Below are 19,099 nucleotides of genomic sequence, written 5' to 3'. Positions count from 1 at the left end.
CAAGCGGCCAGTGTTACTCACTGGCCGTTTTCCTTTTTATCTCCTTTGTTGTTTGAGTTTCCTCACAATTTTTCCCTTTCTCCCCTTGGGATCCTTCACATCGCCCCAACATATTGTTTGACCCACACTGATCGTGGCAACTATCAAAATTTAAATTATCAGGAGATAAGACCGATGAATATCCGTCCTCTACATGACCGAGTTATCGTTGAGCGCCAAGAAGTTGAATCTAAATCTGCTGGTGGCATCGTTTTAACGGGTTCTGCCGCAGAAAAATCGACTCGCGGTATCATTCTAGCTGTTGGCAAAGGCCGCATTCTAGAAAACGGTTCAGTGCAACCGTTGGACGTAAAAGTTGGTGATACCGTTATCTTTGCAGAAGGTTACGGCACGAAAACTGAAAAAATTGACGGCAAAGAAGTTCTGATCATGTCTGAAAACGACATCATGGCGATCGTTGAGTAATCTACACTCCGACCATAGTCAGATAGCTTTCATTTTTGATAGAACCTAAACGTCATTCCCTACAGCGAGGTAAGAGCGAGATAGGGAATCTGAAACAGATAATGATGAAGATGAAAGCCAACAACAAACAAGAATTTAAAGGAAATAAAGATGGCTGCTAAAGACGTTAAATTTGGTAATGACGCACGTATTAAAATGCTAGAAGGTGTAAACGTTCTGGCTGACGCAGTAAAAGTAACACTCGGTCCTAAAGGCCGCAACGTTGTTCTAGACAAATCATTTGGCGCACCGACGATCACTAAAGATGGTGTTTCAGTTGCACGTGAAATCGAACTGGAAGACAAGTTCCAAAACATGGGCGCGCAAATGGTGAAAGAAGTGGCTTCGCAAGCGAATGACGCGGCGGGCGACGGTACAACGACAGCAACAGTTCTTGCTCAAGCCATTATCACTGAAGGCCTGAAAGCGGTAGCAGCTGGCATGAACCCAATGGATCTTAAGCGTGGCATCGACAAAGCGGTTATCGCAGCGGTTGAAGAGTTAAAAGGCCTTTCTGTGCCATGTGCAGACACCAAAGCTATCGCGCAAGTCGGTACTATCTCTGCAAATTCTGATGCGACAGTCGGTAACATCATTGCTGAAGCGATGGAAAAAGTAGGTCGTGATGGCGTTATCACCGTTGAAGAAGGTCAGGCTCTGCAAGACGAGCTAGACGTAGTAGAAGGTATGCAGTTCGACCGCGGTTACCTATCTCCTTACTTCATCAACAACCAAGAAGCGGGTTCTGTTGATCTAGAAAGCCCGTTTATCCTTCTTATCGACAAGAAAGTGTCGAACATCCGTGAACTTCTTCCGACTCTAGAAGCGGTTGCTAAGGCATCTCGTCCACTTCTGATCATCGCTGAAGATGTCGAAGGCGAAGCACTAGCAACTCTTGTTGTGAACAACATGCGTGGCATCGTGAAAGTAGCTGCTGTTAAAGCACCTGGTTTCGGTGACCGTCGTAAAGCCATGCTGCAAGATATCGCTATCCTAACGGGCGGTACGGTTATCTCTGAAGAGATCGGTCTAGACCTTGAGAAGGTAACGCTAGAAGACCTAGGTCAAGCTAAGCGTATTACTATCACTAAAGAAAACTCAACCATCATCGATGGTGCGGGTGAAGAGACAATGATCCAAGGTCGTGTTGCTCAAATCCGTCAACAAATCGAAGATGCAACGTCTGACTACGACAAAGAGAAGCTTCAAGAGCGCGTAGCGAAACTAGCTGGCGGTGTTGCCGTTATCAAAGTGGGCGCTGCGACTGAAGTTGAAATGAAAGAGAAGAAAGACCGCGTTGAAGATGCACTTCACGCCACTCGCGCTGCAGTTGAGGAAGGTGTAGTTGCTGGTGGTGGCGTTGCCCTTATCCGTGCAGCCTCTAAAGTAGCAGGCCTTGAAGGCGACAACGAAGAGCAAAACGTAGGTATCCGTGTTGCACTACGCGCAATGGAAGCACCGATTCGTCAAATCACTAAGAACGCAGGTGATGAAGAATCAGTGGTTGCGAACAATGTTCGTGCTGGCGAAGGTAACTACGGTTACAACGCGGCTACTGGTGAATACGGCGACATGATTGCTATGGGTATCCTGGATCCAACTAAGGTAACTCGTTCTGCACTTCAGTTCGCTGCATCCGTTGCGGGTCTTATGATCACGACAGAAGCGATGATCACAGACAAGCCTCAAGATGCGTCTGCTGCAATGCCTGATATGGGTGGCATGGGCGGTATGGGTGGTATGGGCGGTATGATGTAAATCATCCCCCTTTCTCATAACAGAGAAAGCCATACATAAGCTTTAGAAAACGGAGACTTCGGTCTCCGTTTTTTTTGCTCGATATAATTGGATTCGTTGTTAAACTGAGATTCCAGATACTTCGTTCTTCAGTTCTGGAATGACGGTTGTTATTGCTGGAGTTATTTTGCGTTTCGTCATTCCCTACAGCGAGGCACGAGCGTGATAGGGAATCTTTACAACCTTCAAATAGAAACATGGGCCTAGATCGCTACTCTTACCTCTCACCGTATCCCTTTCTTTATATTGCTCTTTCTGATTTAGCGGCTTATATTAAATAGAACGGTTATGACATCAATTTAACATGACTAACTGTTTGATATGGATAATAAGTACTTGAGTGAAATGGATTAATCAAGTTAACAATAGTCAGTGGAGACTTCCCAATGAAAAAACTACTTTCAGTACTCGCTGTTTCTGCAGCGGTAATGGCCCCAGCGGCATTTGCTTCTTCACCAGTGATGTTTTCAACGATCAATGGTTTTAATGCGCCGAATGCCGACTCGGTTGGCGGTGTGCGCGTCGCCTTGCTTCACGGTCAAGTAAACGAAGTTAAAGGTGTTGATCTTGCTATCGTTGGTATGTCAGAGACGCAAAACACGACAGGTGTCAACCTTGGTATTTTTGGAGCGCATAAAGTAAACCAAAATATGACCGGGGCTTCTTTGGGTATCTTTAACTGGAACCCTGGAAAAACGACTGGTGTCAACTTGGGTGCGGTGAACGTTACTCATGATGTGAAAGGTGCGAACGTGAGTTTCGTCAACTACTCAGAAGGCAATACTATGGTTGATGTGGGTGCTGCGAACTTGTCAAAAGTGTCCACAGTTCAAGTTGGTTTCTTCAATAAAACCAACAAAATCGAAGGCGTGCAAGTTGGTCTGATCAACTGTGCTGATAACGGTTTCTTCCCATGCTTCCCAATCGTAAACTTCGCTAAATAGACTTCTGTCGCGCGAGTCGTTTTACTATTGATGAATGATATGTTCCTTAACGCCTAAACTTTCACGTTTAGGCGTTATTGTCTTCAGGGTTTCATGCGACTTTTTCTTTTCCATTTCTGATGGACGCCACGACGTAGGCTTTGGAAGCTGTTTTCAATTTTGTCGACCCCAAGTAATATCACGAGGGCCAGTAGTGTGATGATTACTGACTGAGATAGATGTCCTAACGCAATCATCATTCCTAAGGCGGCTAATACCCAAATAATGGCCGCTGACGTGACACCATGAATCTTTCCATCTAATGTCATCATGACACCGGCACCAAGAAAACCAACCCCGGTAATAATCTGCCCAAGCACGCGAGCTTGGTCGAGCGTATTTGGAGATAGGCTAATCGCCATGGTGAGAAAGAAATAGGTACCACTGATGATCAGGATTGATGTCCTGATCCCTACAGGTTTACCACGAGTTTGTCTTTCGATTCCAATCAACGATCCACACAGCATACATACTGCAAGGCCTGCCCAACTAAAAGGGGCAAGGTTGAGAGTTTGTTCTATAAATTGTGACATATTACCCCGCCGAAGCATTTAGAATAGAGCCGAGTATGCTAATAATAGACCAGACGATCGAACAAAAAATTTTTGTCGTGAAGGTCTATTTTACAACCGGTTGGAGTGGCAGTTATCTTTCGTCGATGGTTAAAGTCTGCCCGCTATTCAATGTTTAGATCGAGTGGTGTTTTGCTGCTACGTCCACCGATCTCGCGGGTCAATTTAGGTACTAGGTAGCCAGAAACTTCAGAGATTAAGCCTCTGAAGTGATGCTTTGCTTCTTCATCCGAAATATAGAAGTGCGCCGCCCCCTGAACTTTATCAAGCACATGCATATAGTAAGGTAATATACCGGCATCGAATAGTTTCTCACTCAATTTTTTCAATGCGTTAGCGTTGTCATTGACCCCTTTTAACATCACGCCTTGATTGAGGAGGGTAGTGCCACTTTGCTTCAAATTAAAGAAGGCTTGCTTAAGCTCTAGGTTGATTTCATTGGCATGATTAATATGGCTTACCATCACCACATTGAGGCGAGTTCTGGTGAATATCTGGCACAGTTCATCCGTTACTCGAGCGGGGATTACTACCGGTAAACGACTATGGATACGAACGGTTTGCACATGCGGAACCTGTTCAATGGCATTGATAAGCCACTCAAGTTCGTAGTCTTTTGCCATGAGTGGATCGCCACCCGACAAGATGACTTCGTTGATCTCTGGGTGAGCTGCAACATAGTCGAGGCTCGCTTGCCACACTGGCTTAGAGCCTTTGTTGTCTTGGTAAGGGAAATGACGACGGAAGCAATAGCGACAGTTTACGGCGCACCCCCCTTTGACAATCATCAGTGCTCGGTTTTTGTATTTATGCAGCAGCCCCGGAATGGCATTGTCTTGCTCTTCCAATGGATCAGTCGAATAGCCCTGATGAATCTCAAACTCTTCACTGAGTGGTAAAATCTGGCGCAATAAAGGGTCGTGTGGATTGCCTTTTTCCATTCGCTCAACGAAGCTAAGAGGTACCCGAAGTGCAAATAACTCACGGGCAGCGAAGCCAGCTTGCCATGGTGTAGGGTCGATTTCTAATGCCTCAAGCAGTTTTGTCGGGTCAGAGATCGCATTCGATAGTTGTTTGAGCCAGTTTTGCTCAACAGATTCGACTTTTCGGGTTATGATATGCGGCATTGAAATTAACTCAAAGATGTGGAAGATAAAATCATGGCGTCAGTAAGCACCAATGAATTCAAAGGCGGTTTAAAGTTCATGTTAGATAACGAGCCTTGCGCAATTATCGACAATGAATACGTTAAGCCAGGTAAAGGCCAAGCGTTTAACCGTGTAAAACTTCGTAAACTGCTGTCAGGCAAAGTGTTAGAGAAAACATTCAAATCAGGCGAAAGCTTTGAGCTTGCCGATGTTGTTGACGTTGATCTAGGCTACCTATACAACGATGGCGAATTCTACCACTTCATGAACAACGAAACATTTGAGCAAATTGCAGCAGACGTAAAAGCCGTCGCAGATTCAGCAAAATGGTTAGTTGAAAATGACGTTTGTACTCTAACGTTGTGGAATGATAACCCTATCACTGTAACTCCGCCAAACTTTGTTGAGATCGAAGTCACTGAAACCGATCCTGGCCTGAAGGGTGATACTCAAGGTACTGGTGGTAAACCAGCTACTCTCGCAACAGGCGCGGTCGTTCGCGTACCGCTATTCATCGCTATCGGTGAAGTGGTTAAAGTGGATACACGTACTGGCGAATACGTTGGTCGTGTGAAGTAATTTACTTCAAGTTTCTGAAAAAGGTCGCTTAGGCGGCCTTTTTTGTATCTGGAGATCGTGGAAAAGGTGATAGAGCAGTTATCAGTCAATCAAACGCGGATTGGATAAAGGACAAAAAAGCAGAACAAGATTATCCTGTTCTGCTTGTAGTATTATCGCTTTTACACTCTTCAAGACTCGATTGCTCGAATCCCAAACCGGCTATTAAATCATAAAGATGAAGATAACAGACAAGGCGCTGATAAGGCCTGCAAAGAAGTAGCAAATCACTTTACCAGCAACACCGACATGGAATTTCAGGTCATGCATACCGTGGTGAAGACGGTGCATTGCATGCCACATTGGTAGAGCGAGTGTGCCGATAATGAATAGCGCACCGATAACGCTAGTGGCAAATTCAGAGACACGTTCGTAGCTCATTGCGTCAGCATCAATGATGCCCATTGGTACGAGAATACCCAGCACGAGAATCGTGATTGGTGTAATCATCGCGAACCAAGTACCGCCAGCGCCGAATAGGCCCCACCAGATTGGTTCATCTGAGCGTTGAGGGCTGTGGTTAACAGGTTTCACTTTGTAATTTGTGTTCATAACGAAAGCTCCTTACACCACAATAAGAACGATTAGAGAGATAAAAGCCACCGCGGCCCACTGGGTCAGAACGATGATCTTCTTATCGACCAATTTGCCTTTGAGACGGATTGGCATCACTTGAGGCATCATACTGAAGAAGGTTTGAGCGTGCATTAAGCTGCCGAGCAGTGCCACGATATTAATAGCGACAACGATAGGGTTAGCCATAAAGCTCAGCCAGCCAGCCCAAGCTTCAGGGCCTTTCACGAGTGCGCCTAAGCCAAAGGTTAGGAACAGAGTGAATAGAATCAAAGGCAGTACTGTCGCTTCACGTAGCATGTAGAAGCGGTAGAACGGGTGGTTGCTCCACCACGTTCTCTTCATCTCACGAACATAAGGCTTACGATTGCTCATCTTATGCCTCCTCTGCATTTTTGATTTGAGAGCCGTCTGGTTTGAACATCGAGATAACGAAGTCCATTGAAGACTCAACTTTGCCTTGGTTTACTGCAGCCGCTGGGTCGACTTTCTTCGGACAAACTTCTGAACAGTAACCAACGAACGTACAGCCCCAAGCGCCGTTTTCACCGTTGATAAGCTTCATACGTTCAGCTTTACCGTTGTCACGGCTATCTAGGTTGTAACGGTGAGCCAGAGTCAGGGCCGCAGGGCCGATGAACTCAGGGTTTAGACCAAACTGAGGACAGGCCGCGTAACAAAGACCGCAGTTGATGCAGCCAGCGAATTGTTTGTATTTCGCCATTTGCTCTGGAGTCTGAATGTTGGTGCCATCTTCAGGTTTACGGTCGTTACCAATGATGTAGGGCTTGATGGCTTCGAGACGCTCGATGAACGGTGTCATGTCGACAATCAAATCTTTTTCGATTGGGAAGTTAGCCAGAGGCTCAATTTTGAAGCCATCCGGGTAGTCTCGTAAGAAACTCTTACATGCCAATTTTGGCACGCCATCAACCATGATGCCGCAAGAACCACAAATCGCCATACGACAAGACCAACGGTAAGACAGGTCTTTATCTAGGTTATCTTTGATGTAACCGATCGCATCAAGTACCGACATGGTTTCATCAAACGGAACTTCAAAGGTTTGAAAATGAGGTTCTGCATCATGCTCTGGGTCATAACGCAGGATCTCAATTTTTTGGATACGATTCACTGACATTATGCTTGCTCCTCTTCGCTCTTCTCATCTTTCTTAGCGCTTGCTTCTGCAGCTTCTTCAGCGGCAGCGGCTTTCTCTGCGGCTTCACCGTACAAACGCGCTTTTGGTTGAGATTTCGTGATCTTAACGTCGCTGTAGTCGATGGTTGGTGCGGCATCTTCGTTGTAGAACGATAGAGAGTGTTTCAGGAAGTTTATGTCATCACGTTCTGTGCAGTTGTCGTCTAGACGTTGGTGTGCACCGCGAGACTCTTTACGAAGGATCGCTGAGTGAACCATCGCTTCTGCAACTTCAAGGCCGTAGCCGACTTCGATAGCATAAAGTAGGTCGGTGTTGAACACTTTACCTTTGTCTTTGATGCTGATCTTCTTGTAACGGGCTTTTAACTCAGTGATTTTGTCGATGGTTTCTTGCATCAAGTCTTCTTGACGGTAGATACCACAACCCGCTTCCATGGTGTGACCCATTTCAGTGCGGATATCAGCCCAGTTCTCATCGCCTTCTTGGTTTAGTAGACCTGCGATGCGATCTTCAACCGCTTTCACTTGCTTAGCGATAGATTCTTCATTCCAGCCTTTGAATTCAGCGGCACGTTTCACAGCATGTTCGCCGGCCACGCGACCAAATACCACAAACTCAGCCAGAGAGTTCGACCCTAGGCGGTTTGCACCGTGTAGACCAACAGACGCACATTCACCAACGGCGAATAGGCCTTTAATTCGAGTCTCACAAGTGCCGTTAGTTTCAATACCACCCATGGTGTAGTGAACGGTTGGACGAATAGGAATGGGCTCTTTTGCTGGGTCTACGTTGACGTACGCTTTTGCCAGCTCACAGATGAACGGTAGACGCTCTTGCAGGTACTCTTCACCAAGGTGGCGAAGGTCAAGGTGTACGACATCACCAAGCGGGTGCTTGATGGTGTTGCCTTTCTGCTGCTCGTGCCAGAATGCTTGAGAAACTTTGTCACGTGGACCCAGTTCCATGTATTTGTTTTTCGGCTCGCCCACTGGTGTTTCAGGACCCATGCCGTAATCTTGTAGGTAACGGTAGCCGTTTTTATTGACGATGATACCGCCTTCACCACGACAACCTTCTGTCATCAAGATACCAGTGCCCGGTAGACCGGTTGGGTGGTATTGAACGAATTCCATGTCACGCAGTGGCACACCGTGGCGATAAGCCATTGCCATACCGTCGCCAGTGACGATGCCGCCGTTGGTATTACAGTGGTAAACACGACCTGCGCCACCGGTTGCTAATACAACAGATTTCGCTTTGATGGTAACAAGCTCACCTTCAGACATATGAATCGCGATAAGGCCTTGTACTTCACCATCTTCAACGATCAAATCCACCACAAAGTACTCATCAAATCGTTTGATTTGGTCGTACTTTATCGAAGTCTGGAACAGAGTATGAAGCATGTGGAAGCCAGTTTTATCCGCTGCGAACCACGTTCTTTCTACTTTCATACCGCCGAATCGACGTACGTTTACTTCACCGTTTTCTTTACGACTCCATGGGCAACCCCATTGTTCCATTTGGATCATTTCGCGAGTCGAGTTTTCAACAAAGTATTCAACAACATCCTGTTCACATAGCCAGTCGCCACCGCCAACCGTATCGTTGAAGTGGTTATCTAAACTATCTTCGTCTTTAATTACTGCTGCTGAACCGCCCTCTGCCGCTACCGTATGTGAACGCATTGGGTAAACTTTAGAAATCAGGGCTACTTCCAATTCAGGATTAGCTTCAGCCGCAGCGATAGCTGTACGAAGACCAGCGCCGCCTGCGCCGATGACTGCGATATCTGTGGTAATTGTCTTCACAGTTATTCTCCAGTGTGATGCGGAGTATTCCGCTTGATATTTAAAAAGCTTATTGATACCAATCGTCGTAAATAACGGGTCATCCTAGCTGGTTAAAACACTCGATAACATCGTTAGAAATTTTGATTGTAGAATCACTACTTATCGAAAATTTCCGCCTTGTTCTCAAGCGTTTTTCCTACGCTATTTATGAACACTTACTTATTGTGATGGGTATTAGAGTACTTAAACAGCATCAACTGTTTATCCCCCCTAAGCCTTAAGTGGTAAGTTCAGTGTACGAGAGGAGGGTATTTGAAAAGTTGATGTATTTGGGTTTTTAGGTGGGTAATGCATGTGAGGTCATAGAAATTATAGGTTATGTGACTGCAATCACGGCAATGAGTGGTTGATAACGACTCTCCCTAAAAGAGGCGTGTTTACGGCTTGTTGAGTATGATTTTTGTTATCAATGTAGCTAGAGATTAAATGCATTGTAGCACGTTATTTTGTTGCTTAATGAAAGCAACGTGCTGTTTGATAAGATAAAGATAGATGCTTACAAAAGAGGCGAAAAGTGGTAATTTTCTTTACCTAGAATTCAGTGATATGGAACTTAATAATGCACGCCACATGGCAACCTGCCGCAACCATTAATCAGTTAAAGCAACGTGCTGATATCCTTGGTCAAATCCGTCTTTTTTTCGCAAAACGCGACGTGATGGAAGTGGATACGCCAGCAATGAGTCACGCGACGGTGACGGATGTGCATCTACATACCTTTAAAACGGAATTTGTCGGGCCAGGCTATGCGCAAGGTCAACCGCTGTTCTTTATGACAAGTCCTGAATTTCACATGAAACGTCTATTAGCGGCGGGCAGTGGCTGTATTTACCAAATTTGTAAGTCTTTTCGCAATGAAGAGAATGGCCGTTATCACAACCCTGAGTTCACTATGTTGGAGTGGTATCGTGTCGGCTTTGATCATCATGACCTGATGGATGAAATGGACCTGTTGCTGCAGCAGGTACTTAAATCAGGCAAAGCACAACGAATGACATATCAACAAGCCTTTATTGATGTGTTGGGTGTATGTCCACTGGAAGATTCGATGGCTACGCTAAAGCAAGCCGCAGCAAAACTTGGGCTCAGCGACATTGCTGACCCAGAACAAGACCGCGACACCTTGCTACAACTGCTGTTTAGTATTGGGGTGGAAGCTAAGATAGGGCAACAAGTGCCTGCGTTTGTTTATGATTTTCCGGCTTCACAAGCGGCACTAGCCAAGATTAACCCGAATGATTCGCGAGTGGCTGACCGCTTTGAGGTGTACTTTAAAGGCATCGAACTGGCAAACGGCTTCCATGAGCTAGATAAACCACAAGAGCAATTACAGCGTTTTGAAGATGACAATGCCAAACGTATTGAGATGGGCTTATCGCCTCAACCGATTGACCATCACTTGATTGAGGCATTAAAAGCGGGCTTGCCAGACTGTGCGGGTGTTGCTTTAGGTATTGATCGTCTGATCATGCTGGCATTAGGTTATGACCACATCGATGACGTAACGGCTTTCCCGTTCCCACGCTCTTAGCTCTCTATTCAGTTAGTCCTACTTACTGTTTGGCTAACTGACCAGAATACCAGTGCCAATAACGGCAACAATGGCACCTATCCAAGCGTAGGCATTTGGTCTCTGCTTGGTGTACAACCAAAGTATTGGTAACAACATGATCGGTGTGGTTGAAGATAACAGAGCGACCATACCGACATTGCCTTCTTGCAGTGCATACAAGATCAGCGTCATTCCTACCGCCATCGCTAGAAATCCATTAACCGCGGTAATCGCGAATATTTGACCATTCATCGGATTGAGCGCGCGTGAGAGCTTAGCTCCGGTTAAACGAAATGCGGAGTGAGCAACAAAGGCGGCGATCATTCGAATGGCTGAAGCCGCGACGGGGTCAATGCTGGTTTGCATCACCGGTTTGGCAATAATGCCACCCAATGCTTGGCATATCGCGGCTGTTATTCCGAGGGCAACGCCAATCCATACTGTGCCTTTAATGGTTTCGAGTTGGTTGTTCGCTTGTCCACGACGACCAAAGAATATCGCCGTTAAAACGCCACTAAACACCAACGCCGAGCCAATCAGCTCCACCGAAGTCATGCTTTCGCTAAATAGGAAGTAACCAAGAATCGCCGAGAACACGGCGTGACAAGAGAACAGCAAACCGGCTTGTCGCGGGCCCATTCGGTTCAAACAGGCAAATAGGGCGGTATCACCAATAAAGATACCAATCAGGCCTGATAGCATCATCGGTGTGATGAGGCCAGCTTCGACACTTGACCAACCGCCGGTAAACCAAGCCATGCTTGATAAGATGACAGCAGTACAACCCATCCGCCAACGACTGTAAGCGAAAGAGCCCAAGTGTTGAGCAGGCTTTACCGACATTAGGCTCGCAATGGCCCAAAGAAAGGCCGCTGCGAGAGCCAACCATTCGAATCCCATGTAATAACATCCTTGTGTCTGGGATAAATTAGCTCATCAATATGCATTAAACCGAACTGAGAACAAAGCGATTATTAACAAAACAACCAACAATGTTTACCGTTCGGCTTAACTTGATGTGATTGCGTTTGCCTTACACTTTAAAGCGTTCCACATCTTGGCGCATTGATTCAGCTGCGCCACTCATTTCATTTGAGCTGTTTCGGCTGCTTTCTGCTTGTTGTGCCAAATCGTCTGAAGCATCTTTGATTCCTTGAGTATTGCGACTGATGTCTTCGCTTACCGCGCGTTGCTCTTCCGCAGCACTTGCTATCTGCAGTGCCATATCATTGATTTCAGTGATCGCTTGGGTGATCTTAGTCAGGCTGTCATGAGCTTGCTCTGCGAAGCCTACGCTGTTCTCTGCCAACTGAGTGCTGGTGGTCATGCTGTCAACGGCGTGTCCTGTGTTCTTTTGTAGCGTATCAATCATTACGCGGATTTCTTCCGTCGAACCGTGAGTTCTTTGGCTGAGCACGCGTACTTCATCGGCTACAACAGCAAAGCCTCGACCTTGCTCACCCGCTCGAGCGGCTTCAATCGCTGCATTCAATGCCAACAGGTTGGTTTGCTCGGCGATACCTTGAATCGTTGATAAAATCTGATTAATGCTTTGAGCATTGCTCTCTAATTCACGGATAACATTGGCCGCGTCTTCAACTTGCTTGGCAAGGCCTGTAATCGCATCACGGTTTTGTTGAATAACCTCTTGTCCTTCACTGCAAGCGGTAGCCGACGCCTGAGAAGCCGATGCGGTTAATTCGGCATGACTTGCGACCTCAGCGGCTGTGGCTGACATTTCATGAATTGCAGTTGCAATTTGGTTGATATCATTTTGTTGATTCTCAACGCTAATCGAAGATTGAGTCGCCAATTGATTGGCTTTTTCTGCATGATTATTTAAATCATGGCTATGATCGATGACCCCTTTGAGCATGCTCTGCATTTGGCTTAAGAACTGATTGACTAGCTCAGCCAGTTTGCCAATTTCATCCATACGCTTGATATCAATACGTTGGGTGAGATCGCCTCTGCCTTGAGCAAGCTGTGTTAGTGCTTGAGACAATGTTTGCAATGGGTGCAGCAGGCGGTTGATGACCATTGTGCTCGCGATTGAAATGACAATGTACAAAATGAAAGAAATGAGAGTGATGAATTGAATCGCATCGGAGACCGTGGAAAAGGCCATTTTCTTATCGATAACAATACCGAGTGACCAATCGGTATTTGGCACGTTAGCAATGTAGACCAGTTTGTCCCCTTGACCAGGCCAAGCTAAAGTTGTGATCGTTTGATTGTTGATCAATTGTGATACTTTGCTCGTTGTTAACTCTGGATTCAGACTGGTCAATGGTTTTTGGCTTAACTCTTCATCACTGTACGCCACAATGTTGTTGTTACCATCCACTAAGAACGCAAAACCATCGTTATCGAGTTTTACGTTCAGTACGGTGTCAATGACGCTGTTTACGGTTAAGTCTGCTGCGAGGACGCCTTGCTTTTCACCATTGAATGCTTTAGCAAAACTAATGACAATGCTGCCGTCAAAGTCTTGATAAGGTTCGGTAATGATGAGACCGGAGGCTGCGCTTGCATCTTTATACCATGGGCGAGTGCGTGGATCATAGTCTGCTGGCCAATCTTCACTTTTATCGCCATAAGCGATAGTGCCGTCACTGAATCCGGCGTAAACCGACAGGAATTGCCCGGCTTGTTTAGTGAGTAATAACTCGCGGTCAGAGTTGCTATTGCTTGATACGGTCGATTCATTGGCTACCATCATATCGCTGCGGATTGAGAGCCAATCGGCAATATAATTGGTGGTACTCATACTCATGTTTTTCATTTCTTGGTTGATCGCCGTTTCCGTCTCTTTGTTGAGTTGGTTAACCGATATCCAAGCTTGAGCGCCACTCACTACCGCGATAATTACCGCAATAGCGACCTGAATTTTAAACTTAATGGTATGTCTCAAGGTCTATTTCTCCCTTGTAGGTGTTGTTGAAGAACGATAGTGTTTAAGACCCAATTAAGGGAGTTATAGCAAAATCACTTAACGTAGATTAAGTGATGATAAATAGCGCAATATATACCATGACCAATCCAATAGTGCCTAAGATTATCCCCATTTTCGCCATGTCTTTACTTTCGATAAGCCCGGTTGAGTAAGCCAGCGAGTTGGGTGGTGTGGAGACTGGAAGAATCATCCCAAGTGATGCGGAGAAGGCAACAACCACGAGCAAGCCTTGTAAACCACCAATGGCGACCAAGCTTTCCATCGAGGCACCAATAGCAGCAGCAATAGGCATCAATAAGTTGGCTGTGGCGGTGTTCGACATGAAGTTCGCCATTAACCAACATACAATTGATAGGGTCAGCACCACAGCGGTAGGTGATAGTGACTCATAATCAATCGCGTGAGCCAATGCCGCGGCGAGCCCGGTTTTATCTAAGCCAATACCAATCGCGATCCCCCCGGCGACTAACCACAACACATCCCAGTTAATTAACTTGAGTTCTTCTTTGCCCATGATGCCAGTCAGTGTGAACACCGCCAGAGGAATGATAGAGACCACATAGGTGTTCATACCGTGCAGTTTAGTGGTCATCCACAACAAGATAGTGGCAGCAAAGGTGACGTAAACGACAATCGCACGCCAGCTTTTTTTAAACTGGCCATCGAGTTTGAGTACCATGTTTTTCTGTTTGGAAGGAAAGAGTTTTTGCAGAAGGAACCAAGCAATAGTGAGCTGGATAATTACAAAAGGTAAGCCCATCATCATCCAGCTAAGGAAGTCGATGCTGTTTTCACCTGTGAGATACTGGAGTGCAATTGCATTGGGCGGCGTGCCAATTGGCGTAGCGATACCACCGGTATTCGCTGCAATTGGAATGCACAATACCAATGCTTTAATCCCCATATCTCCTTTGGGTGCTGACGCGACGATTGGGCCTAGTAGTGCGAGCATCATGACGGTGGTTGCGGTATTCGACATGAACATTGAAAATACGGCAGTGATCAACATTAACCCCAACATGATGAAGCGAGGCTCTGTGCCAAATGGCTTGAGCAGTACCCGGGCTAAGTTATTGTCTAGCTCGTACTTAGATGCGGAGATCGCAAGGGCAAAGCCACCCATGAAGAGTATGATGATCGGTGATGAAAATGCGCCAAAAATGTCAGTGTATTTAATTAACTCACCAAGATCATGCCCCGCGGGGGGATTTCTGAATAAGTGTAAGCCTTTGTCGGAGATCATCACTAATTCGAGTGCGATGATCAAAATGGAAGTGGCAAACACCGGAACAGGTTCAAGTACCCACAGTAGCGCTGCCAACAGGAATATCGCCAGCAAGCGGTGTTGAATCAAGGTGAGGTCATCTATGGGGATCGAATCGATAGGCATGAATAACACGCCCAAGGGAATCGCAAAACAAATCAACAGCTTGATCAAAACACCAATGTTAAGCTTAGGCATGATACAAAGACCCTATGAATAAAATATCTTCAAATAGAGTAAGTTATCTGGTTTTTCTGTACTTGGAGGCGGGTTGTAAAATCGAAAAGTTGTTTAAGGTTTCAACGACTGTTTTGTTTTTGGTCAATCTTTCTTCTGGGGAATTCTGTTCTTGTTATGACCAGTATTGGCAGTAATGACAAAGGCGCATGATTGATTCGCAATCATGCGCCTTTAACATTTCTATGAGTCACCTCCGACGATTAAGTTTCGTCAGTGTTCTCTAGCGTCGCTTCTTGACTCGTTTGAGCTGTTGTTGCTGCAACATGTGCGTACGGGGTGCCAAGAACGGTTTTCTCACCATTAATCATAGTGTCATCAAACTTGATCGCACCTTTAGCAAACAGGTTGATAACGGTTGAACCAAGCTTAAAGCGACCCATCTCTTCGCCTTTCTCTAAGTTTATGGCGGTATCACCTTGTGCAGGGTAATCCCATTTATAAACAGAGTTACCACGAGGAGGCGTAATCGTGCCTGCCCACACTTGCTCGATGCTACCAACAATCGTTGCGCCAACCAGCACTTGTGCCATTGGGCCAAACTCCGTATCGAAGATACAAACCACACGTTCGTTACGTGCAAACAAGTTTGGAACATTCTCTGCCGTTAGTGGGTTCACCGAGAAAAGGTCGCCCGGAACGTAGATCATTTGGCGCAGTGTTCCATCGCATGGCATGTGTACGCGGTGGTAATCACTTGGCGATAAGTAAAGCGTTGCGAATTCACCGTCTTTAAACTCTTCAGCAAGGCTAGCATCACCCCCCAGTAGTTCACGCGCTGAGTAGTTGTGGCCTTTCGCTTGAATCAGTTGGCCGTCAGTAATGGGACCAAATTGGCTAACGCGAGCATCGGCAGGGTGAACGATGACAGAGTCACCTTCAGCGATAGGGCGCATGCCATCTTTTAATTCACGAACGAAGAATTCATTGAATGTTTTAAAGTGTTTTGGATCGCTATGCAGAGCCTCATCCATGTTCACTTTATATTGTTTGATGAACCAGTTGATGATCGCTGTCGTTAAACCCCCTGCTTTAGCAGACGCGAGCTTACCGACTAAACGTGTCAGGCCATGTTGTGGGATCCAATACTGCAATCCAACTTTAATCTTATCCATTGTATTAATTTTCCGATACTGTTTGTTTTTGATGCCAATTACTTTCGATGTTAATTGCTTTCGATGTTAATTACTTTCGATACAAAGTGCTTTCAATGAAAACGAGTTAATGACGGTTTAGGGCGCGAGATGTTACTTAAAATCGCGGCAATTGTCAGTAATCACAGGAATCGTTAGTAAATGCACACGTTTATTCACAATAATGTGATTAGAGATCCGCTTTCTTACTGCGTGAGTACTGACGGTTATCTTTGTTGTCAGCCATTGTTTCAATAATTCGATGGTAGCTAGCAAAACGTAAGCGACTAACTTTTCCCTCTTCTACGGCTTGACGCAATATACAGCCGGGGTCGTCATTGTGCTTGCAGTCGCGGAACTTACAACCACCTAGGTAGGGCTTGAACTCAATGAAAGCATCCGTGATTTCATCCGCTTCTAAGTGCCATAGGCCGAATTCACGCACTCCGGGAGAGTCGATGAGGTCGCCTCCTGAAGGGAAGTGGTATAAACGCGCCGCCGTGGTGGTATGTTGGCCCAGTCCAGAGTTTTCAGAAACCGCACCTTCTTCAATATCCAGTGTTGGCATCAGCGCATTTACTAGGCTTGATTTACCCACCCCAGATTGACCTACAAAAATGTTGATGCGATCTTTGAGTTCAGCTTCGAGCTCTTTGATGCCATACCCCGATTCTTTACTTACGAACATCACTTTGTAGCCGATTTTCTCATACACTTTCAGCGTTTCTCGGTATTGAGCAATCTGCTCATCAGTCAGTAGATCGACCTTGTTCAGTACCACAAGAGGCGCAATGTTGACCGTTTCAGAAGCGATCAAATAGCGGTCGATAATATTAAGTGATAGCTCTGGTAGCACCGCCGATACAATAACCATTTGGTCGACATTGGCTGCAACCGGTTTAAGGCCGTCGTAATAATCGGGGCGAGTCAGCATTGAAGTTCTTGGTTCAACTGCTTCTACCACGCCTGAAATTCCAGCCATCGACTCTAAGCCTGCACGCCAAGTCACTCGGTCACCAGAAACTAAAGTCTCGATACTACGGCGCAAGTTACAACGATGAACTTCGTTAGTTTCAAGATCTTCGATATCAGCATGTTGACCAAAGCGCGTAATCACGAGCCCGCTTTTGGTGCCACCAAGCATGTTCTCATCCCATTGGATAGAATCTTCTTTCTTGAGTCGCTTGTTCTGGTTGCTACGTACGCGACGTACTTGACCTTTAGTTAACTTCTTTTTTTTAGCCACAATATTTCACTTAACACATCTAACTTGATGATTGGGGACTCAAACAAGGTGTCGCTGATGCCACATGATTTCGTGGCCCTAAAGCTAGTTTGAGTATAGTTATTTGGGTATAGTACCTCTTTTACACATAAACAAATAGGCGACGCCTTATGTCCTTTAGCGATCAGAACCTTATTTGGGTTGATCTAGAGATGACAGGACTTGATCCTGAAACTCATAAAATCATTGAAATTGCGACTATCGTTACGGATAGTGAGCTCAACATCCTGGCTGAAGGACCTGTTTTGGCTATTCACCAACCCCAGAGTGAATTGGACAAGATGGACGATTGGTGCACCACGACGCACGCTGGCAGCGGTCTAGTGAAGCGAATTCAAGAAAGCACGGTTTCAGAACAAGATGCCATCCAACAAACGATTGAGTTTCTTGAACAATGGGTACCTAAAGGTAAGTCACCGATTTGTGGTAACAGCATTGGTCAAGATCGCCGTTTCCTATACAAGCATATGCCAGAGTTGGAAGAGTACTTCCACTACCGTTATATTGACGTAAGTACTCTCAAAGAACTGACTCGCCGCTGGAAACCTGAGATTTTAGAGGGTTTTTCAAAGTCGGGAAGCCACCTTGCATTAGATGATATACGTGAGTCGATCGCTGAGTTACAGTACTACCGAAAAACGATTATTAACATCTGATCGGATCAAACAATCACGTTTATCTAACTTTTCAGGGACATAAGTGTTAAATTTTTTGTAAATCTGTGTGCTTTTACAGCAGTTGAGTAAAAAGTTACGTGATTTTGCATTTAAGGGCTTGCATCACAAAAAAATGCTCTTATAATTCGCAGCCCTGAACGGTGAAAGACGTTTTCAGATTGCGATACTAGCTCAGTTGGTAGAGCGCAACCTTGCCAAGGTTGAGGTCATCGGTTCGAACCCGATGTATCGCTCCAGTTTGATTCTTTTAGGAAGTCAATTCCTAGAGGAGCCTCTTAGAGGCAAGAGTCATTGACTTAAACAATGCATCCGGACGCGGGATGGAGCAGTTTGGTAGCTCGTCGGGCTCATAACCCGAAGGTCGTTGGTTCAAATCCGGCTCCCGCAACCACATTACAGTTAAGCGCTATCTGTTGCCCAAGGCGGTAAGAGCTGCCCAAGGCRGTAAGAGCAGCGAGTAACTTATGCGATACTAGCTCAGTTGGTAGAGCGCAACCTTGCCAAGGTTGAGGTCATCGGTTCGAACCCGATGTATCGCTCCAGTTTGATTCTTTTAGGAAGTCAATTCCTAGAGGGCGCCTCTTAGAGGCAAGAGTCATTGACTTAAACAATGCATCCGGACGCGGGATGGAGCAGTTTGGTAGCTCGTCGGGCTCATAACCCGAAGGTCGTTGGTTCAAATCCGGCTCCCGCAACCACATTACAGTTAAGCGCTATCTGTTGCCCAAGGCGGTAAGAGCAGCGAGTAACTTATGCGATACTAGCTCAGTTGGTAGAGCGCAACC

The 19,099-nt window shown here is 45.9% G+C and carries 17 protein-coding genes and 4 tRNA genes; 10 read left to right on the top strand and 11 right to left on the bottom strand.

The features are described 5' to 3' along the window. The first annotated feature begins 174 nt into the window (after nt 1–174). The 3 genes from L4B77_RS13420 (at nt 175) to L4B77_RS13410 (ending at nt 3,245) form a co-directional block, all read left to right on the top strand. A complete protein-coding gene (locus L4B77_RS13420; RefSeq protein ID WP_010433998.1) occupies nt 175–465 on the top strand; it encodes a co-chaperone GroES in 291 nt (96 codons plus the stop codon). Nucleotides 466–615: 150 nt separating this feature from the next. After that, nucleotides 616–2,262 carry a chaperonin GroEL gene (groL, locus tag L4B77_RS13415; protein ID WP_261838683.1) on the top strand — a complete coding sequence of 549 codons (1,647 nt, stop codon included), beginning with the start codon at nt 616–618 and terminating at the stop codon, nt 2,260–2,262. Between the two features lie 425 nt (nt 2,263–2,687). Beyond that, the gene (locus L4B77_RS13410; RefSeq protein ID WP_261838684.1) at nt 2,688–3,245 is read left to right on the top strand and encodes a VC2662 family protein; all 558 of its coding nucleotides are present in this window, start codon (nt 2,688–2,690) and stop codon (nt 3,243–3,245) included. Between the two features lie 83 nt (nt 3,246–3,328). On the opposite strand, the gene L4B77_RS13405 is transcribed toward L4B77_RS13410, so the two are convergent. Both L4B77_RS13405 and epmB read right to left on the bottom strand, forming a co-directional pair. Further along, nucleotides 3,329–3,817, bottom strand: coding sequence for an MgtC/SapB family protein (locus L4B77_RS13405; protein ID WP_261838685.1), 489 nt, complete (start codon nt 3,815–3,817; stop codon nt 3,329–3,331). Between the two features lie 143 nt (nt 3,818–3,960). Continuing rightward, nucleotides 3,961–4,983, bottom strand: coding sequence for an EF-P beta-lysylation protein EpmB (gene epmB, locus L4B77_RS13400; protein WP_429750984.1), 1,023 nt, complete (start codon nt 4,981–4,983; stop codon nt 3,961–3,963). A 33-nt stretch (nt 4,984–5,016) separates the two neighbouring features. Here epmB and efp point away from each other — a divergent pair, with 33 nt between their 5' ends. Beyond that, nucleotides 5,017–5,583 (top strand): elongation factor P, encoded by a 567-nt coding sequence (gene efp, locus L4B77_RS13395; RefSeq protein ID WP_372041544.1) that lies wholly within the window; start codon nt 5,017–5,019, stop codon nt 5,581–5,583. Between the two features lie 204 nt (nt 5,584–5,787). Here efp and frdD read toward each other — a convergent pair whose 3' ends face one another. Genes frdD through frdA form a run of 4 tightly spaced genes read right to left on the bottom strand, consistent with a single transcriptional unit; the run spans nt 5,788 to nt 9,168 of the window. Then, the gene (frdD, locus tag L4B77_RS13390) at nt 5,788–6,174 is read right to left on the bottom strand and encodes a fumarate reductase subunit FrdD (RefSeq protein WP_261838688.1); all 387 of its coding nucleotides are present in this window, start codon (nt 6,172–6,174) and stop codon (nt 5,788–5,790) included. A gap of 12 nt (nt 6,175–6,186) precedes the next feature. Next, the gene (gene frdC / locus L4B77_RS13385; protein WP_261838689.1) at nt 6,187–6,570 is read right to left on the bottom strand and encodes a fumarate reductase subunit FrdC; all 384 of its coding nucleotides are present in this window, start codon (nt 6,568–6,570) and stop codon (nt 6,187–6,189) included. Nucleotide 6,571: 1 nt separating this feature from the next. Then, complete coding sequence (locus L4B77_RS13380; protein ID WP_261838690.1) at nt 6,572–7,336, bottom strand: succinate dehydrogenase/fumarate reductase iron-sulfur subunit; 765 nt, start codon at nt 7,334–7,336, stop codon at nt 6,572–6,574. Beyond that, a complete protein-coding gene (gene frdA, locus L4B77_RS13375) occupies nt 7,336–9,168 on the bottom strand; it encodes a fumarate reductase (quinol) flavoprotein subunit (protein ID WP_261838691.1) in 1,833 nt (610 codons plus the stop codon). The genes L4B77_RS13380 and frdA overlap by 1 nt, the downstream gene beginning before the upstream one ends. A gap of 601 nt (nt 9,169–9,769) precedes the next feature. On the opposite strand from frdA, the gene epmA reads away from it, so the two are divergent. Then, nucleotides 9,770–10,741: an elongation factor P--(R)-beta-lysine ligase gene (gene epmA, locus L4B77_RS13370; protein ID WP_429750981.1), complete on the top strand. Its 972-nt coding sequence runs from the start codon at nt 9,770–9,772 to the stop codon at nt 10,739–10,741. A gap of 33 nt (nt 10,742–10,774) precedes the next feature. On the opposite strand, the gene L4B77_RS13365 is transcribed toward epmA, so the two are convergent. From L4B77_RS13365 to rsgA, 5 genes are all read right to left on the bottom strand, one after another. Then, nucleotides 10,775–11,662: a DMT family transporter gene (locus L4B77_RS13365; RefSeq protein ID WP_429750979.1), complete on the bottom strand. Its 888-nt coding sequence runs from the start codon at nt 11,660–11,662 to the stop codon at nt 10,775–10,777. A 133-nt stretch (nt 11,663–11,795) separates the two neighbouring features. Further along, on the bottom strand, nt 11,796–13,676 hold the full coding sequence (locus L4B77_RS13360) for a methyl-accepting chemotaxis protein (protein ID WP_261838694.1): 1,881 nt from the start codon (nt 13,674–13,676) through the stop codon (nt 11,796–11,798). A gap of 88 nt (nt 13,677–13,764) precedes the next feature. Further along, the gene (locus L4B77_RS13355; protein WP_429750977.1) at nt 13,765–15,180 is read right to left on the bottom strand and encodes an SLC13 family permease; all 1,416 of its coding nucleotides are present in this window, start codon (nt 15,178–15,180) and stop codon (nt 13,765–13,767) included. A gap of 242 nt (nt 15,181–15,422) precedes the next feature. After that, complete coding sequence (asd, locus tag L4B77_RS13350) at nt 15,423–16,334, bottom strand: archaetidylserine decarboxylase (RefSeq protein WP_429750975.1); 912 nt, start codon at nt 16,332–16,334, stop codon at nt 15,423–15,425. A gap of 208 nt (nt 16,335–16,542) precedes the next feature. Continuing rightward, nucleotides 16,543–17,598, bottom strand: coding sequence for a small ribosomal subunit biogenesis GTPase RsgA (rsgA, locus tag L4B77_RS13345; RefSeq protein ID WP_261838697.1), 1,056 nt, complete (start codon nt 17,596–17,598; stop codon nt 16,543–16,545). Between the two features lie 149 nt (nt 17,599–17,747). Here rsgA and orn point away from each other — a divergent pair, with 149 nt between their 5' ends. The 5 genes from orn (at nt 17,748) to L4B77_RS13320 (ending at nt 19,012) form a co-directional block, all read left to right on the top strand. Continuing rightward, nucleotides 17,748–18,293 carry an oligoribonuclease gene (gene orn / locus L4B77_RS13340; protein ID WP_429750972.1) on the top strand — a complete coding sequence of 182 codons (546 nt, stop codon included), beginning with the start codon at nt 17,748–17,750 and terminating at the stop codon, nt 18,291–18,293. Between the two features lie 181 nt (nt 18,294–18,474). Beyond that, a tRNA-Gly gene (locus L4B77_RS13335) sits at nt 18,475–18,550 on the top strand. Nucleotides 18,551–18,628: 78 nt separating this feature from the next. After that, nucleotides 18,629–18,705: transfer RNA gene (locus L4B77_RS13330), tRNA-Met, on the top strand. Nucleotides 18,706–18,780: 75 nt separating this feature from the next. Beyond that, nucleotides 18,781–18,856, top strand: a tRNA-Gly gene (locus L4B77_RS13325). Between the two features lie 79 nt (nt 18,857–18,935). Next, nucleotides 18,936–19,012, top strand: a tRNA-Met gene (locus tag L4B77_RS13320). Nucleotides 19,013–19,099: the final 87 nt, after the last annotated feature.

The organism is Vibrio minamisatsumaniensis (assembly GCF_050337445.1).
GTDB lineage: Bacteria > Pseudomonadota > Gammaproteobacteria > Enterobacterales > Vibrionaceae > Vibrio > Vibrio artabrorum.
The sequence above is the reverse complement of the archived record's forward strand: the minus strand, read 5'-3'. Positions and strand labels throughout refer to the sequence as shown.

What these genes read in the sequence shown, in the direction of transcription:
- L4B77_RS13420 (WP_010433998.1), top strand. Translation starts at nt 175, where the DNA reads ATGAATATCCGTCCTCTACATGACCGAGTTATCGTTGAGCGCCAAGAA.
- groL (WP_261838683.1), top strand. Translation starts at nt 616, where the DNA reads ATGGCTGCTAAAGACGTTAAATTTGGTAATGACGCACGTATTAAAATG.
- L4B77_RS13410 (WP_261838684.1), top strand. Translation starts at nt 2,688, where the DNA reads ATGAAAAAACTACTTTCAGTACTCGCTGTTTCTGCAGCGGTAATGGCC.
- L4B77_RS13405 (WP_261838685.1), bottom strand. Translation starts at nt 3,817, where the DNA reads ATGTCACAATTTATAGAACAAACTCTCAACCTTGCCCCTTTTAGTTGG.
- epmB (WP_429750984.1), bottom strand. Translation starts at nt 4,983, where the DNA reads ATGCCGCATATCATAACCCGAAAAGTCGAATCTGTTGAGCAAAACTGG.
- efp (WP_372041544.1), top strand. Translation starts at nt 5,017, where the DNA reads ATGGCGTCAGTAAGCACCAATGAATTCAAAGGCGGTTTAAAGTTCATG.
- frdD (WP_261838688.1), bottom strand. Translation starts at nt 6,174, where the DNA reads ATGAACACAAATTACAAAGTGAAACCTGTTAACCACAGCCCTCAACGC.
- frdC (WP_261838689.1), bottom strand. Translation starts at nt 6,570, where the DNA reads ATGAGCAATCGTAAGCCTTATGTTCGTGAGATGAAGAGAACGTGGTGG.
- L4B77_RS13380 (WP_261838690.1), bottom strand. Translation starts at nt 7,336, where the DNA reads ATGTCAGTGAATCGTATCCAAAAAATTGAGATCCTGCGTTATGACCCA.
- epmA (WP_429750981.1), top strand. Translation starts at nt 9,770, where the DNA reads ATGCACGCCACATGGCAACCTGCCGCAACCATTAATCAGTTAAAGCAA.
- L4B77_RS13365 (WP_429750979.1), bottom strand. Translation starts at nt 11,662, where the DNA reads ATGGGATTCGAATGGTTGGCTCTCGCAGCGGCCTTTCTTTGGGCCATT.
- L4B77_RS13355 (WP_429750977.1), bottom strand. Translation starts at nt 15,180, where the DNA reads ATGCCTAAGCTTAACATTGGTGTTTTGATCAAGCTGTTGATTTGTTTT.
- asd (WP_429750975.1), bottom strand. Translation starts at nt 16,334, where the DNA reads ATGGATAAGATTAAAGTTGGATTGCAGTATTGGATCCCACAACATGGC.
- orn (WP_429750972.1), top strand. Translation starts at nt 17,748, where the DNA reads ATGTCCTTTAGCGATCAGAACCTTATTTGGGTTGATCTAGAGATGACA.